The following is a 15,440-nucleotide window of genomic DNA, read 5'->3' on the forward strand; positions in this document are numbered from 1 at the left end:
TTTTTCTACCATTTTGTGGTTATTCAACAGGCGTGATGATACAGATTATTTGCCCTTACCGTTCTCTTATTTTTTCATATGATGTTAGTGAATCTAAAGGAATGGAGTGAATAGGTATGGCAATTAGTCCGCTTTGTAAACAGTTTGCCGCTATATTAAAGGCAACACCTCAAATCATTAATGGAGTCTGCACGGCATCTACGGTTAGAAATAACATCAAGCCGATTATTTTGGGGAAAAAGGCCAAGTCCTTTCTTGCAATCCCCCAAGCTTTTTCTTTTGAAAGTATTGGCCGTAACGGAAAAGGATTATGTCTTGGCGAAACCGTGATTTTGACCGCAGAAATTAATCCGTTTATCTCTCGACTCCGTAAACACGGCGTCAAAGTGACGGCACTGCACAATCACTGGCTCTTCGATAACCCCAATCTTTGGTACATTCACTTCGAAAAAGTAGAAAAGCCGCTTGTTTTCGCCACAGAAGTGCGTGATGCGCTTAATGTTTTGACAACGAAGCCCGTACGGCCGGTTAATAAAAAAAAATAAGCAATCAATAAATGCGAGAGATCCGCTTTGGCGGATCTTTTTTTGTTATAGGCAGCACATGAGATAAAACAGAGTAATACTCTAAATTAGCCCATTTAGCATAAGGAGGGCTTTATGTTAAATAAAATAATTATTGATTATATTGTCGTAGGAACTGATCCTGCGGGTACTGTAATCGCGAAAAACCCTATACTTTTGGCAAAGGGAAGGCATTCCACAAAATGAAGTAGATGATCGTCATTCGAATGGACTACAGCTTCCCCCTCTCTTTGCTATAGACAACTCAATTAGGAAAACTTGGTGGAGCCTCTATGAACAATGCTTGCCTCGAGATGAACGGTTTTAAAATATAAACAAAAAAATGTCTAATTGTAAACATTAATGTAACTTTATCTTGGGTAAAATTCACTGATTTTGCCTACTATTAAAAATATGTACGATTCAGAGAATAAACAGTTCTCTATTATACTACACTACTCTCCACCTTTTTTTTTGTAGTATGGGGTACATAAGCAAAGAACTCTATAATATATAGGATAAATCGGTGCTCCCTTAAGAAAAGGAAGGAGCTAGATCCCTTCTGGCGAGGTTAAATTTTCATTGATTTTTGCTCTTGAAAGCGCTACACTTTACATTATATAAATTATCGTTTATATAAATAGTTATAAATGTAAATAAAAAAACAAATAAATGCACAAATATTTTGATGATGAGGCTGGAGGTAAACCAAAATGAGCTTGGTAATGCCTCCGAATCATATTGCACGGGAGATGGAAGACCTTCTATACAGGCCACCTTCTGCTTTTCAGGTAGAAGATGATTATTCGATAGAGTAGAAATGGAGGTTAATTGATGAAAAAGAAATTCAAAGCTCCACTATACATCCTCATGGTGATGGCTATGATTATGACTTCATCTGGAGTTTGTGCAGCTAGTCCTGATACCGACTGGGCTGTGGTATCGGAAGGTGGCGCAGGAAAATCGGAAAAGGAGGGTCTTTCTATTTTAGAAAACGCTATCAATGTAAATACAAATTTGACAGGATGGCAGGTAAAGGGAAAAGGCAAGTGGGGAGATACCGCAGAAGGGCTCCTGCTGACATCTGATCCGCAGGAGAACGTAATGGCCATCTCGGAAACAATAGCAGATGATTTCCTGTATGAAGCCGACGTTATGATCAAGGATATGCAAGCGGATGCTTCTTTGCTCTTCCGTTCCAATGAAGATGGGTTGAATTCGTATATGCTTCAAATTTCACCGCAGTCCGGTATTATCCGTTTAAAAGATGCGGTCGGTGGGACAGGTAAATTAAATGAAGCGCATCAGGTTTCTCTCAAGGCAGGGGAGATCTATCATCTCAAGGTAAAGGCTGAAGGGACCTCGCTGAAAGTTTATTGGGGAACTCAATACAAGCCTGTGATTGCTATTCAGGACAGTTCATACCGCTCCGGCCGCCTTGGACTCCACGTCTGGGATGGGTCTGCCTTGTTCCAGAACATAACCGTTAGTGATCTGAAAGGAAATCTGGGTACGGTGCTTGTAAAAAAAGGACAGTGGCAGCCTGACCTCAGCGGGCAAAAAGGAACGTCTGTGAACCAGAACAAGGCCCAGCAAATCTATAGCAGGCAAGCTGCTGACTTTGTATATGAAGGAACAATCGCTTTCCGCTCCGATGCTGCTGCCGCCCTTGCTTTCCGCTCCTCTACCGATGGAGCCCGTGGATATGAAGCCACACTTCTGAAGGAAGGGGAGCAGGTACGCGTATCCCTGACGAAAGCGGATGGAACGGCAATTGCAGGTTCAGAACGATCTTATCCGAGCTTAACGGGGGCAAAGCATTATGTGGAAGTAAAAGCGTTGGGCAACCGGATTCAAATTTTCGTTGACGGTTATACTCCGCCAGCAGTCGATGTAACGGATCATTCGTATTTAACAGGAAACGCTGGTCTTGTTGTGAAAGAGGGAAGTGCTTACTTTCAAGAAGCTTATATCACGGAAGCTAACAGTTATTATACTGAAACCTACCGTCCCCAGTATCACTATACACCGATCCGTGGTTACGCCAGTGACCCGAACGGGTTGGTCTATTTCGAAGGTGAGTACCATCTTTTTCATCAGGATGGAGGCACATGGGCTCATGCCGTCAGCAAGGATATGCTGAGCTGGAAACGTCTGCCGATTGCACTTCCGTGGAATGATTACGGGCATATCTGGTCCGGATCTGCTGTGGCGGATGTAACGAATACATCAGGCTTGTTCGCGGATTCGGGCGGCAAAGGTCTGATTGCCTATTATACCTCCTATAACCCGGATGGTCCAAATGGCAACCAGCGCATTGGTCTTGCTTTCAGCAAGGATCAGGGGCGTACGTGGCAATACGCCAAGGATCGTCCGATTGTGATTGAGAACCCTGGCAAGAACGGGGAAGAACCGGGGGGATGGGATTTCCGCGATCCTAAGGTGATTCGCGACGACGAGCATAATCGTTGGGTCATGGTAGTGTCCGGTGGAGATCATATCCGGTTCTTTACATCGGTCAATTTGCTGGATTGGACGTTGACCGACAATTGGGGTTATGGAGATTATGTTCGTGGCGGTGTGTGGGAATGCCCTGACCTGTTCCCGCTGGTCGTGCAGGAAACGTCAGAGAAGAAGTGGGTTCTCATGATCAGTACAGGCGCGAATCCGGCAACAGGAGGTTCAGATTCTGAATATTTTGTGGGAAGTCTGACTGCAGAGGGGAAATTCGTAAATGACAATCCGGCAGGAAAGGTGCTAAGAACGGATTTTGGCAAGGAGTATTATGCATCCATGTCTTTCTCGGACATGACGGATGGGCGCAGAGTGATGTTGGCGTGGATGTCCAACTGGGATTATCCGTTCGCTTTCCCGACTTTGGGCTGGAAGGGGGAACTGACTGTTCCGAGAGAGGTTACTCTGGTCATGACCCCGGACGGACTCCGTCTCGCCCAGGGTCCGCTCAAGGAGATGGAGCATCTGCGCAGCAGGCTGTTCTCTGCAACTGACAAGATGATCAATCCATCTTCTCCAAACCTGCTGAAGGGACTTGTTTCTGGAGCATATGAGATTGAAGCCGAACTGGAGATTCCGGCTGGAAGTAACGTAACAGAGTTTGGTTTTAATGTACGTGAAGGTGCGAATCAGAAGACTGTGGTGGGTTATAAGCCAGGCGAAAGCAAATTGTTCGTGGACCGTTCTGCTTCTGGAGCTACGGATTTCTCCAATCTGTTTACCACAAGACATGAAACGGGGATGAAAGCCGAGAACAAGCGGATCCAGATGCGGATTTTGGTGGATGAATCCTCTGTTGAGGTTTTCGCTAATGGAGGCAAGGTGGTTTTCTCCGAGGTCATATTTCCTGATCCTGCCAGCAGGGAGATGAGCTTCTATACCCAGGGCGGCAATGTGAAGGTTGTTTCTCTCACGGTAAACAAGCTTGGATCGGTGTGGAATCCGGACAGGGATTCGGCACCACGGATTATAATGGATACCGGTGACCGTGAACTGGGGATAGGGCAAAGCGAAACGCTGCGGGCGGCAGTGGAGAATGGGCCCGGCAACGGTGTTCACCCGCTGAAATGGAAATCCAGCAATGCCAAGGTGGTAGGCATAAAAGGAGCCAACTCTTCCCAAGCAACCCTTATGGCCAAAAAAGAAGGAGAGTCCGTCATTACTGTATCCACCCCGAATGGAAAGGCATCCGCCAGCCTTCTTGTAAAAGTCTCCGGCGGCGAGTTCCATACCAGTCTCAGCGGCTGGACCCAAGATCCGTCCATGGCTTCATGGGTAGTCAGCGAGGATGGAATTCGTGGGAGGTACTTCAGCGACGCGAATTATATGGCTCAGGAGCAGGCGGGTGATTTTACTTATGAAGCTGAACTGAAGCTTGGCACATCCGGCGGGGCTGGTTCACTTCTGTTCCGTGCAAGCGAGGATGGGCACAGCGGCTACTACCTGAATTTGGATCCTAACATGAAGTCTATTCGCCTGTTCTACAAAATCAATGGACGGTTCGAGGAACGGCAGGTTCTGGCGAAGGTCCCGGCCTTCATCCAGCCAGGCCAAACCTATAAAATAAAGATTCAAGCGGAAGGCCCGCATATCGTGGTGTACGTGGGAGGGCTGAAAATAATGGATCTGAAGGATGGGACCTTTGCCGAAGGTCATTTCGGACTTCATGTCTTTGGCGGCTCTGCCTCATATCAGAATGTAAATATGACAGGAGGAGAACCGGCCAAGTTGAAGACATCAAGCCTCGTGAACGCAGCATTTTTTTAAATGGCCTTTTCGTCCGGGTACAGATATCGGTTCGTGTATGGATCGGATGCTGGGTGTAAGGTCTAAAAGCTAATAGCATCTAGATGGCTTAGGCAAGTAGGTGATATTATTGAGAAATAAAATACTGCACATAGTGTGAGAGCCAATGATGATTAAAAACATTATATCTGATTTAGGGAATGTACTGCTGAATTATAACCCAGAGGAATATTTAAAATTAAGAAATATTGATGCTGATAAAATTTTAGAAGTTCATGAGGAACTATTCCTAAGCAAAGAATGGCGAATGCTTGATATTGGGGCAATCACAGAAGAAGAAGCAAAAAGCATTTTAGTTAACAGGAGCAGTAAAAATGGACATTTGATAGAACTGGCCTTTGAGAATTGGTACGAACTTTTTACTCTAATTGAGGAATCAGTTGATGTACTCAAAGAGCTGAAAAATGATGGTTATAAGATTTACTATTTATCTAATTTTCATTTGCTTGCATTTGAAAATGTAACTGAGAAATATAATTTTTTTGAATTGTTCGATGGCGGAGAATTACGGTTACAGGATTTTTCTTCATGTAATTGAGTACACGATACGAAATCCAAGATCAACAATGGCGGTTGATTCAAAATCTGTTTCCACCCGAACGAAAACCACAAGGAAGACGTCCCGCTGTGGACAATCGATGGATGTTAAATGCCATACTTTGGGTCGCTCGTTCGGGTGCCCCATGACGGGATCTACCAGACCCCTTCCCCCATTGGAAATCGGTATATACTCGCTTTCGGCGCTGGCAGAAAGCAGGGATTTGGGATAAGGTTCTAGAGCATGTTTCGCTTGATCTCGACGAGGAAAGCATAAGGATTGATGCCACGATTGTGCCGGTCCATCAGCATGGATCAGGCGCAAAAGGGGGCAAGACAAGCAAGCAATCGGACGATCCTGAGGCGGACTAAGCACGAAAATTCATGCCGTGGTTGATGCGTTGGGCAATCCACTTCGTTTCGAATTGACGGGAGGACAGGCCCATGATTCTGTCCAGGGATACGAAATACTCCAAACCATTGAACTAACCATGAAGCAAGTTTAGCTGACCGGGCGTATGACACCAACGCTATCCGAGCTCTTTTGAAAGAGCAAGAAGCGATCCCGGTGATCCCAGGGAAGAAAAACCGGCGGGTGAAACCGAAATACGACCGCGATCTCTACAAAGAGCGTCATTTGGTGGAATGCTTTTTTAACAAGGTGAAAAAATATCGTCGACTTGCTACTCGCCATGATAAAAAAGCCTGCACTTTCCAGGCTTTTTTAACGCTGGCTTCCATTCTCGTATGGCTTGCTTGGTTTGAAGACACGCCCTAGTAAAGTATACTTTAATCAGCCGCCGCATCCGACCTTCTATCTGTGGGGGCATCTGGCAGCCGAGCGGCTCTAGGCAATCCTGTTCAGCCCAAGTATCTCTGCATCGGTGAATGAGTCGTGATGTGAGGGACTTGGGCTGGTTCTTTTGGCTCTTATCCAGGCGATGGTTCCTAATCCTTTATCTCATCAAGGAACGGCCGGTTGACCGTATAATAATACATGACACCCATAAGCAGCACGCCGCCAACCAGGTTGCCGAGCGTGACCGGAACGAGATTATGAATGAAACCCTCTAGCGAGATCGTCCCCTGATGACTCAGCACGAGAGCGATGGCGAAGGTACACATATTCGCATCTATGCTCATAACCGGAAATGAAGAAGCAGAAGACGAACAACATCATAGCAAACATCTTCGCTCCGTTCTTCTTCATGAACATGGGTATGAAGAAGGCGAGACAGACGAGCCAGTTACAGAGGATGCCCGGAAGAACAGCTTCATCGCGTGGGCCTCCATCTTGTGTTCCACCACGCTGAGCAGGGCGAATACGCCGGCGCCGAGCAGATTGCCAACATAGCTGGTAATCCACAGTTTGATGACCTACAGCCAGCGCAGCTTTTTCCGCAGTACGGCATACGTGTAATAGAAGGTATTGCCAGTAAAAAGCTACACGGTTTTTTGGGCTAGTCCTCTCACGTACAGAAAAGCACACAGATTGGCTAAAACCGCTACCGCGGCCAGTCCCCAGAATAGGTTTGCATACGCATGGCTAGGCGGAAGGGACTGTTGCCATTCCAGCGCGCTAGACAACACGGCAATGCCGAATGCACCGCTGATAAACTGCATCAGTTGAAACAACCACGTGCCTGAGCCAATTTGGGAGGAGGGCAATATGCACGAAATTTCGTTTGAAACACTGCTGTTGATGATAGCAAAGCCCAAGTTCATCAGCATGTACACGAAAATATTCGCTACCCAATATTGGGTACCCACTCCTGCGAACAATACAGCTGCCATCAGTATGAGCATAGGAGCCGCACGCAACATACTGCTGTTTCCCCGCTTGTCGATCATCGCTCCAACCATTCTTGATAGTAGCATGGACAAAATGGCGCCCGGAAAAATAACAATACCGGAATGACCCGCGCTCAAACCAAAATGCTTCAATAGCATTTGTGGCAATAAAAACAGCGTGGCGAAGTTGCATAAATAGGATAGAACCCCGATAAAGGCCAGCACAAGATAGGTTTTGTTGGCCAATAACAACGGCAGCACAAACGGGTGCTTCGCTCGGCGGATACGCATAACAAAGACGAGCAGCCCCAAGATTCCGATCAATAAGGCAATAGGATGATAGTTGGTCAAAAACAACACCAGACCTGCCGTACCAGCGCTCAGTGATATGGTCCCAGCAAATCGAAAGGTCGTTTGGGCAGTGACTCTTGTGGAATATAGCGCACAAGCAGTGGAGCAATGCATAGCAGCAGGGATGTAATGGCAAAAAGATATCTCCAACCCAGATACTGCACCACCAATCCGCCTATCACCGGACCTAGCCCAAACCCCAGCGATACGGAGGACATGATGAACGTCATTGATTTTCCCCGGCGAGCCTGCGGCACGTAACGGGTCAGAAGCACGATGGACAGGGAGAGCGCTGCTCCAGCACCGGCAGCTTGCACAACGCGGGCGACAAGCAGTAGCCAGAACTGGCTGCTGAGCATGGCTATAACCGAGGCAGCTCCTGTCAAAACCAGACTAATAGCGAACAATCGGTTCAAGGGAACAGAATCAGACAACCGGCTGTAAGTGATCGAGGAGATGGCGAACATGATCGAATAACCGGTGACCGTCAACGAAATGATGGATGAAGGCAAGTTAAAAAAATGGCTTAAATCGTTTAACGCCAAATTAAACATGGCCGTATTCATAGTGACCAACACAACGGTAATGCCTAGCAACGTAATAATGACGCCTTCACGAGGAAGAAGGAGCACTTCGTTTTTTTCGATCATCGTATGGTTGAGTGCATCCTTCACGGAATTTTCCTTCTTTCCATCTTTTGATTTTGGGAAGTTATTTACCTAGCGATCTTAGCAAAATGCTGCAGAGTGCGAACCAATTGGGCTGTGTAAGACATTTCGTTATCGTACCAAGCTACAGTTTTCACCAGTTGCTGGTCCCCGACCGTCAGAACTTTAGTTTGAGTGGCGTCGAAGAGCGATCCGAATGTGATGCCTTTGATATCAGAAGATACGATTTCGTCTTCCGTGTATCCGTAAGTTTCTGAATCGGAAGCCTCTTTCATGGCAGCGTTGACTTCCTCAACCGTTACCGTGGTGTTCAGAACGGCAACGAGTTCAGTCACGGAACCTGTTGGTACAGGTACACGTTGAGATGCACCATCAAGTTTGCCCTTCAGTTCCGGAAGAACCAGACCAATTGCTTTTGCAGCACCGGTGGAGTAGGGAACGATGTTCTCCGCAGCGGCGCGCGCACCGCGGAAGTCGCCTTTTGGATTCGGAGCGTCAAGTGTGTTTTGGTTGCCCGTGTAAGCGTGGACTGTCGTCATTAGCCCGGATTGAATACCAAACTTGTCGTGCAAAGCTTTAGCCATGGGAGCCAAACAGTTCGTTGTGCAGGAAGCACCGGAAATGACGGTTTCCGTTCCGTCCAGCGTCTCATGGTTCACGTTGTATACGATTGTTTTCATGTCACCTGTAGCAGGGGCGGAGATGACGACTTTCTTCGCTCCGCCTTTCAAGTGAAGCTCGGCTTTTTCTTTCGTGGTGAAGAAGCCTGTACATTCGAGAACGATGTCAACGCCAAGCTCGCCCCAAGGGAGTTCTTCAGGGTTGCGGTTCGCCAGAACCTTAACCTCTTTGCCGTTTACTTTGAAGGTTCCATCATGAACTTCAATGTCACCATGAAAAGTGCCTTGTGTTGTATCATATTTGAGCAGATGAGCTAACATTTTAGCGTTCGTAAGGTCGTTAATCGCTACAACCTCGACGCCTTCCACATCTTGAATGCGGCGAAAAGCGAGTCGCCCGATCCTTCCAAAACCGTTAATGCCTACTTTTACACTCATTGAATAGTCCTCCTGCAAGTTTTATTTATTCAAAACAGACGAATGCCTGTCATGAAATCAAAAGAATGGGTTAACACCTGGAGTTCCAGGGAAGAATTCGTTCGCAATTAACTCTTCCATGATCAGGATGTCCTACATGCCCAAATGTAAGCACTGGGCGGATGCCCGGCACTATTTCCTTCTGTGCCGGCTTGTTGTACAATAAAAGAGACCGAATGGTATCTTTTATTGTAGCATGATTCTAGTGAATAGCAAGGCCGCAATCGTAAAATTTGTTATAATAAATGATTAGAATAAGGTTCATACGGAGGAGCTCATGAAAAAAGGAGATAGAACACGGGAACACATCATTATGAAATCGGCTGAAATCTTTAACCAGAGAGGGTATGCCGGTACATCGCTTAACGATATTATTGCCGACACCGGAATTAAGAAGGGGGGCATCTATCGACATTTTGCCAGTAAAGACGAGATTGCGCTTGAAGCCTATAATTACGCAGCCAGTTTGGTTTGCGGAAAATTCTCTGAAGCGGTCGATCAAGAGCAGTCTGCGTCAGGTCGATTGATCGCGTTTTTTCTCGTTTATGAAGATGTTGTGAACAATCCCCCGTTTATCGGCGGATGCCCTATGCAGAATACCGCCGTAGAAAGTGACGATACTCACCCCGCGCTGCGTGATAGAGCCCAACAAGGGCTGCATACCATCTTGGACATGATGAAGAGTATTATTTGTGAAGGGATTCAAACGGGGGAATTCAAGGAAGATCTGAATCCAGACGCCCTAGCTTCGTTTGCAATTTCCTTGTTGGAGGGGGCCATTTTGTTGAGCAAGTTGGAAGGGGATAACAGGCACATGCAAATGAATACAGCCAGCTTTTCTTCCTTTTTACAGCAATGTTGCTTGAAGGCACATAAACCTGCTGATTCGCTTCTTAATTAACTTTGCGTGAAGCGTTTCTTGTCCCAGTTATCTGTTTCCACCGTCACGGTAAAGAAAAATGGAACGCTGCTTTATGGTCATTAAAAAGTGGAGGTGGTTTATATGCCGTTTCGACCGAGTAAAGCGGATTATAACGAATTTTTCGACAATTATGTCCGCCGAGTACCCGAGGGGGATCTTCGGGATATTTTGAGTCGCTGAACCGGACGACCGAATTATACGACGGTCTGACGGAAAAAGACGGGAATTATCGCTATGCGTCTGACAAATGGAGCCTGAAGGAGGTGCTGGGCCACATCACGGACAATGAGCGCATCATGGGCTATAGGCTGCTCCGAATCGCCAGAGGGGATGCTACGCCGCTGTCAGGCTACAACGAGGATACACTAGTGGAAGGGGCAGGTTTTTCCGAGCTGTTGGTCGATGAGCTGCTGGAGGACTATACGGCGGTACGCAGGTCCACGCTGACGTTGTTACGGAGCATTCCGGAGGAAGCCTGGACCCGAAGAGGCACCGTGAGTGGGAACGAATTCACCGCAGCCGCGTGGGCATACATCCTGACAGGGCACGAAATTCACCATATCCATGTCATTCAGGAGAAATACGCTCCTGGGTTGCGTTCCTGATTGGAGAATGGTGTCTTGACACGTCAAACCGGATACCGGGGCAGTGTATCATGCCCAAAAGGCCCCTACTTAAATGAAATAACGTCAAGGAGCAATGCTGCCTTGACGTTATTTTTTCTATACCCGTAACATATGAGCGACTCTCTCTTCCGTCAACAGGTCGCCGACGTAGAAATCGCCGAAATCACCGTATCGTGCGCTAACTTCGTCGAACCGCATCTCGTAGACCAGCTTCTTGAATTCCAGCACGTCATTCGCGAAGAGCACAATCTGGAGCGGAGCCGTATGTCTTCACTAATTGTTATTCAATTCATCCCAAATATTATGGGAAGTCCTACCAATCATGGACAACCGGAACCTCGGCATGGGGACTCATGTCCCTCTTGGAGGGAATTATGGGGATAAAGCGGGACTATGATGGCCTCCGGATTGACCCGTGCTTCCCGGCAGATTGGGAAGAAGCCCAGGTGTTTAGGGAATTCCATGGCCCGCGTTATGAAATCACCATCCGGAACCCATCACGGTTGTCCAAAGGACAACCGGAGATACAGGTGGACGGAAGCCACATCAGAGGGAGCATGGATGAATAAGCACAATGGTAAATACTATCTTCAGTACGCCAGTCCTGGAACGGAATACAACGTTTACTCGGATGGGGTTTACGTATCGGACAAACCACCCGGACCGTATACCCTGGCCCTAAATAATCCTTATTCTTATAAACTAGGGGGGCTTTATTTCAGGTGCCGGTCATGGGTCTACCGTGGAAGATTGTCACGGTAACCTTTGGCATGCAGCAACCATGAAAATTAGTGTTAAGACGGTTGGGGCTATGGCCGGCGGGTTTCGATCAAGATGGGGAATTATTTTGCAATCAGCGATATGGAGACTGGCCCTTCAATATCGAACAGGCAAACATAAATCCATGGAAGAATCCCGAATGGATGCTGCTTTCTTATGGGAAGCCGGCTAAGGCATCTTCCTATGAAGAGGGAAGAGATGCAACGAGGGCCACGGATGAGAATGTTCAAACATGGTGGAGAGCAGCTTCTAATTTTATCGACTTCCAATTTGTCACATGATCTTATCGTAAAAGAGGATGGAATTAAGGCAAGGTATATCAGGTGCCCAGTTAAAGAACTCCCTTATAGCCAAAACGCATGTATTTCCGGGCTAAGAGTGTTTGGGGGGCGGAACAGGTTCACTGCCTAAACAAACTAGCGGAATCCAAACTACTCTAATAAGCGAGCTTGATCTTCCGGTTACATGGGAAGAGGATGATGCTATTGTTCATAACGTAATTTGGGGTTTTGCATCGGATAAACTGTATCACAGTTATCTGATTTCCGGCTGTAAACGGGTTACATTAAGTTCTTTAATCAAAGGTCAGCCGATTTATGTTAGAGTAGATGCTTTTAATGAAACAGGGATCACCGAAGGCGAAGTGCTTAAAGTGAACGAAGGTGATGAAATCCTTTATGATAAAGCCGTTTTGTCTAAAGCACATATTCCGACACTTTTAATAAGAATCGTACGATAAAACTCGCGATATAAGGATTAAAATTGTTTATCATCTCCTGATGTTCGGCGAAAATAAAGCATTAGACTGCCGCAGTTGTCGTTCAACTAACGTTCCTCGTTAGTTGAAAGCTGTAGCTCTTTTATAATACCTTTCCACTCGACAGTAACATTGATTATTTCGTCGCTCCACTCTCAAGTGCTGGAATAAGCTTTTCAAGTACGCGTAGTCTGGCCGCTCGCTGAGCAAATACTTTGCCAGTTCCGCCTTCAACAACGCGGTTCCTCTTAGGCCATATCTTTTGCATTTATTCCCTACATTACGAACGGGAAAGCATATTTTACCCGGGTAATATTGATTTTTTATTTTTACCCGGGTATAATTGAGACGAGCAGAAAGGAGGTCTACATGAGTAATGCCCTAACACGCTTTTACTGCACGGCATTTTTGGGTGTGGGAGTCGTCGCCAGTGGTTCCTTACAGCACGTTGTTACTACAGTGAAGGATGCTCTGAGTGACAGAGAACTCACACAGCTGCTTATATTTGACGATTCCACGGGGAAGCCAATAGATGTTGATTTTCGTGGGAAGACAGATGAGGTGCTTAAACGATTAGGAGAACAGTTTGGTGACTCATCCGGTACAGAAGTGAATCACCAGACTACACGCCGGGTCGGTCGACCCAAGCTGGGTGTTGTATCCGGTGAGGTTACGTTATTGCCTCGGCATTGGGAATGGCTCAAGAGCCAACCTGGAGGGGCGTCGGTAACATTACGAAAACTCATTGATGAAGCTCGCCGTGCTGGAGAACAACAGAGCACAATACGAGAGTCACAAGAAGCAACATATAACTTTATGACAGCTATGGCCGGGGACTTCAATCAATACGAAGAAGCTCTGCGGGCACTGTATGCCGGTGATTTGGATCGTTTTTACCACTTCATCGATGACTGGGTACCTGATATCAGAAACCATGTCAAGAGATTAGCCGCCAATGCATTCCCTGAAGAGAACTTATGAATGAAACATATGGGGGCTTAAAGAATTAAAAAGGAATTGCGAAAGGAGTCACTATGACTGAGTTAGAATCTATTCGTTACATTGAACCAACGCAACGCGCTGGCATGAGGTTCATGCAACGAGGCATTGAGGGCAGCATCGTCATGTTGAACCTACTGCGTTTTCGCGATGTTGCTGATTACACAGCCAATCCTGAACTAACACCGGAAGTCCCTATTAGCGGTGCCGAAGCTTTCAACCGCTATATTGAGCACACCCTCCCATATCTCCGTGAAAGCGGAGGTGAAATCGTGTTTCTTGGCGATGGCGGAGAGTTTCTTATTGGACCCGAAGACGAGAAATGGGATCTTGTCATGCTGATCCGCCAGAGTAGCACGCAGTCATTTCTAGCTTTTTCAAGTCATCAAGACTACCTGGCCGGTATCGGTCACCGGACTGCAGCGATAGAAGATTCACGCCTTCTGCCTACGGCAGAACTTCCGAAACCGAATTAATTGAAGGAGAACATGACCATGAACATTCTAAAAGTTAACGGTGTTGAGTTGGCCTATGATAGTTTCGGTAACGAAAATGACGAGGCTATTATCCTAATCGCCGGGCTTGGAACCCAGATGATCCGCTGGACGGTTCCGTTTTTTGAACTATTGGCAGCGCGGGGCTTTCGGGTGATCCGCTTTGACAATCGCGACGTAGGTTGCTCAACACACTTCAGCCATTATCGGACACTGGATTTTGACGCATTAGCGACTGCTCTCATGTCGGGACAGCGACCGGACATCCCTTACACTCTCGATGACATGTCCAACGACGCTATCGGACTGCTCGACGCCCTTTCAATTGACCGGGCACATTTCGTTGGCAGGTCAATGGGCGGAATGATCGCCCAGATTGCAGCCAGTGAGTACCCTGAACGGGTTTTATCACTCACCTCCATTATGTCTAGTTCCGGTAATCCCACCCTTCCGCAAGCTTCCCCGGATGTCATGGGGATGATGACTAAACCGGCGCCGAACCCATTTGAGGATGAAGCAGGATTTTTGGCGCACAGCCTCTCTTTTGCCAAACGCATCGCCGGCGCTGGCTATCCGTTTGAAGAAGACGCTTATCGGGCACTCATTCTGGAGGAAGTCCAGCGAGCCTACGATCCAGGCAGTGTCGGACGACAAATTGCTGCGATCGCTGTCTCCGGTGACCGTCGTCCGCGGCTGGCGACCATAAAAGTACCAGCACTTGTCATTCATGGGATGGACGATCCCCTGTTCGTCCCGGCGTGTGGTGAGGACACGGCTTCTTCCATCCCGGGCGCCGAGCTAATGTTGGTTGACGGCATGGGACACGACCTGCCGCACCAACTGTACAAAGTAACTGCTGATGGCATAGAGCGAACGGCTCATCGCAATTGACACGCGCTTCCTGAATAGCAACTAGCCGGAGTCCCGCAGTGCCCAATGGGACGAGTAGGCCCAGGGGCGCAGCGCTGATCAGTTTGCACCCTTGGGGGTGGAAGCGGCGGTGCTCTTGGAACGGTTGTTAAGCAGCTCTATTTGAACATATATATGGAAACAATCGAATAAGCGCCAGTTCCATGATATCATCGCGAGCCGGCGCTTTTTTTTGTCTTCATAAGGCCACACGATTAATCGTCAGCTTTAACTATCCTGCCCGTTCGTATTATGAAGCATTGTCGGTCTATCCTGAAAATATCGCTCCGTAGAACGCCTAAAAAAGGCAACAAGAAAGCGACCCTCCGGCAAACAAAAAAATAGCCAGGGGCATTAGTAATGTATGGTTTGCATAACGATCAGGAAGCTGCCGTATTCACAGTAATTGATACACCTAATGACTCCAGTTTCTTAATGGAATGCTTGATGATCACGTCCCGTTTTCGTTCCTCATAGTAGGTTGGACCTAGCTCGATGTAGGGTTGTTTCCGCTTAAGAATATAGTAAACCATAGATAATATACTGTGTGCTACTGCAACCGTCGCTCGGTTAGCTCCCCGACGCGCGGAAATCCGATGATACTGGCTGGATAAATACGTTTCTTT

The 15,440-nt window shown here is 47.2% G+C and carries 14 protein-coding genes and 4 pseudogenes; 12 read left to right on the forward strand and 6 right to left on the reverse strand.

Annotated features, from left to right (window positions below; all coding sequences use genetic code 11):
- Positions 1-116: 116 nt before the first annotated feature.
- From L693_RS0119835 to L693_RS29455, 4 genes and pseudogenes are all read left to right on the forward strand, one after another.
- Positions 117-545, forward strand: a complete 429-nt coding sequence (locus L693_RS0119835; RefSeq protein ID WP_025719346.1) for a DUF1259 domain-containing protein — start codon at positions 117-119, stop codon at positions 543-545.
- 852 nt (positions 546-1,397) lie between these two features.
- Entirely contained in the window at positions 1,398-4,844 is a 3,447-nt protein-coding gene (locus L693_RS0119850) for a GH32 C-terminal domain-containing protein (protein WP_081752174.1), read from the forward strand.
- A gap of 148 nt (positions 4,845-4,992) precedes the next feature.
- A complete protein-coding gene (locus L693_RS30720) occupies positions 4,993-5,421 on the forward strand; it encodes a hypothetical protein (protein ID WP_025719350.1) in 429 nt (142 codons plus the stop codon).
- Positions 5,418-6,198 (forward strand): annotated as a pseudogene (locus tag L693_RS29455) (IS5 family transposase). Before L693_RS30720 ends, L693_RS29455 begins: the two are co-directional and overlap by 4 nt.
- A gap of 170 nt (positions 6,199-6,368) precedes the next feature.
- Here L693_RS29455 and L693_RS28345 read toward each other — a convergent pair.
- From L693_RS28345 to gap, 4 genes and pseudogenes are all read right to left on the reverse strand, one after another.
- Positions 6,369-6,863: pseudogene (locus L693_RS28345) on the reverse strand (formate/nitrite transporter family protein); the annotation flags it as partial.
- On the reverse strand, positions 6,864-7,568 hold the full coding sequence (locus tag L693_RS31605; protein ID WP_442950187.1) for an MFS transporter: 705 nt from the start codon (positions 7,566-7,568) through the stop codon (positions 6,864-6,866).
- Positions 7,569-7,591: 23 nt separating this feature from the next.
- A complete protein-coding gene (locus L693_RS31610; RefSeq protein ID WP_231503708.1) occupies positions 7,592-8,236 on the reverse strand; it encodes an MFS transporter in 645 nt (214 codons plus the stop codon).
- 41 nt (positions 8,237-8,277) lie between these two features.
- A complete protein-coding gene (gene gap, locus L693_RS0119880; RefSeq protein WP_025719354.1) occupies positions 8,278-9,288 on the reverse strand; it encodes a type I glyceraldehyde-3-phosphate dehydrogenase in 1,011 nt (336 codons plus the stop codon).
- A gap of 316 nt (positions 9,289-9,604) precedes the next feature.
- On the opposite strand from gap, the gene L693_RS0119885 reads away from it, so the two are divergent.
- Entirely contained in the window at positions 9,605-10,228 is a 624-nt protein-coding gene (locus L693_RS0119885) for a TetR/AcrR family transcriptional regulator (RefSeq protein WP_025719356.1), read from the forward strand.
- Between the two features lie 227 nt (positions 10,229-10,455).
- Positions 10,456-10,854, forward strand: coding sequence for a DinB family protein (locus L693_RS0119890; protein WP_231503710.1), 399 nt, complete (start codon positions 10,456-10,458; stop codon positions 10,852-10,854).
- 117 nt (positions 10,855-10,971) lie between these two features.
- On the opposite strand, the pseudogene L693_RS29460 reads toward L693_RS0119890, so the two are convergent.
- Positions 10,972-11,124: pseudogene (locus tag L693_RS29460) on the reverse strand (chlorite dismutase family protein); the annotation flags it as partial.
- Between the two features lie 125 nt (positions 11,125-11,249).
- Here L693_RS29460 and L693_RS30725 point away from each other — a divergent pair.
- The 6 genes from L693_RS30725 (at position 11,250) to L693_RS0119920 (ending at position 14,796) form a co-directional block, all read left to right on the forward strand.
- The gene (locus L693_RS30725; RefSeq protein WP_025719357.1) at positions 11,250-11,444 is read left to right on the forward strand and encodes a hypothetical protein; all 195 of its coding nucleotides are present in this window, start codon (positions 11,250-11,252) and stop codon (positions 11,442-11,444) included.
- A gap of 212 nt (positions 11,445-11,656) precedes the next feature.
- Positions 11,657-11,827 carry a hypothetical protein gene (locus tag L693_RS30735; protein ID WP_197030008.1) on the forward strand — a complete coding sequence of 57 codons (171 nt, stop codon included), beginning with the start codon at positions 11,657-11,659 and terminating at the stop codon, positions 11,825-11,827.
- A 210-nt stretch (positions 11,828-12,037) separates the two neighbouring features.
- On the forward strand, positions 12,038-12,394 hold the full coding sequence (locus L693_RS30740; RefSeq protein WP_025719362.1) for a hypothetical protein: 357 nt from the start codon (positions 12,038-12,040) through the stop codon (positions 12,392-12,394).
- Positions 12,395-12,781: 387 nt separating this feature from the next.
- On the forward strand, positions 12,782-13,393 hold the full coding sequence (locus L693_RS0119910) for a DUF2239 family protein (RefSeq protein WP_025719364.1): 612 nt from the start codon (positions 12,782-12,784) through the stop codon (positions 13,391-13,393).
- Between the two features lie 53 nt (positions 13,394-13,446).
- Positions 13,447-13,887 (forward strand): hypothetical protein, encoded by a 441-nt coding sequence (locus L693_RS0119915; RefSeq protein WP_025719366.1) that lies wholly within the window; start codon positions 13,447-13,449, stop codon positions 13,885-13,887.
- An 18-nt stretch (positions 13,888-13,905) separates the two neighbouring features.
- Positions 13,906-14,796: an alpha/beta fold hydrolase gene (locus L693_RS0119920; protein WP_025719368.1), complete on the forward strand. Its 891-nt coding sequence runs from the start codon at positions 13,906-13,908 to the stop codon at positions 14,794-14,796.
- A gap of 398 nt (positions 14,797-15,194) precedes the next feature.
- Here the strand turns inward: L693_RS0119920 and L693_RS28350 are convergent.
- Positions 15,195-15,440 (reverse strand): annotated as a pseudogene (locus tag L693_RS28350) (IS110 family transposase); the annotation flags it as partial.

It is taken from the genome of Paenibacillus sp. 1-18, from assembly GCF_000520755.1.
GTDB classification, from domain to species: domain Bacteria; phylum Bacillota; class Bacilli; order Paenibacillales; family Paenibacillaceae; genus Paenibacillus; species Paenibacillus brasilensis.

Excerpts from the sequence above, each read along its gene's own strand:
- L693_RS0119835 (WP_025719346.1), top strand. The coding sequence starts at position 117 with ATGGCAATTAGTCCGCTTTGTAAACAGTTTGCCGCTATATTAAAGGCA.
- L693_RS0119850 (WP_081752174.1), top strand. The coding sequence starts at position 1,398 with ATGAAAAAGAAATTCAAAGCTCCACTATACATCCTCATGGTGATGGCT.
- L693_RS30720 (WP_025719350.1), top strand. The coding sequence starts at position 4,993 with ATGATTAAAAACATTATATCTGATTTAGGGAATGTACTGCTGAATTAT.
- gap (WP_025719354.1), bottom strand. The coding sequence starts at position 9,288 with ATGAGTGTAAAAGTAGGCATTAACGGTTTTGGAAGGATCGGGCGACTC.
- L693_RS0119885 (WP_025719356.1), top strand. The coding sequence starts at position 9,605 with ATGAAAAAAGGAGATAGAACACGGGAACACATCATTATGAAATCGGCT.
- L693_RS30725 (WP_025719357.1), top strand. The coding sequence starts at position 11,250 with ATGGGGATAAAGCGGGACTATGATGGCCTCCGGATTGACCCGTGCTTC.
- L693_RS30735 (WP_197030008.1), top strand. The coding sequence starts at position 11,657 with ATGAAAATTAGTGTTAAGACGGTTGGGGCTATGGCCGGCGGGTTTCGA.
- L693_RS0119910 (WP_025719364.1), top strand. The coding sequence starts at position 12,782 with ATGAGTAATGCCCTAACACGCTTTTACTGCACGGCATTTTTGGGTGTG.
- L693_RS0119915 (WP_025719366.1), top strand. The coding sequence starts at position 13,447 with ATGACTGAGTTAGAATCTATTCGTTACATTGAACCAACGCAACGCGCT.
- L693_RS0119920 (WP_025719368.1), top strand. The coding sequence starts at position 13,906 with ATGAACATTCTAAAAGTTAACGGTGTTGAGTTGGCCTATGATAGTTTC.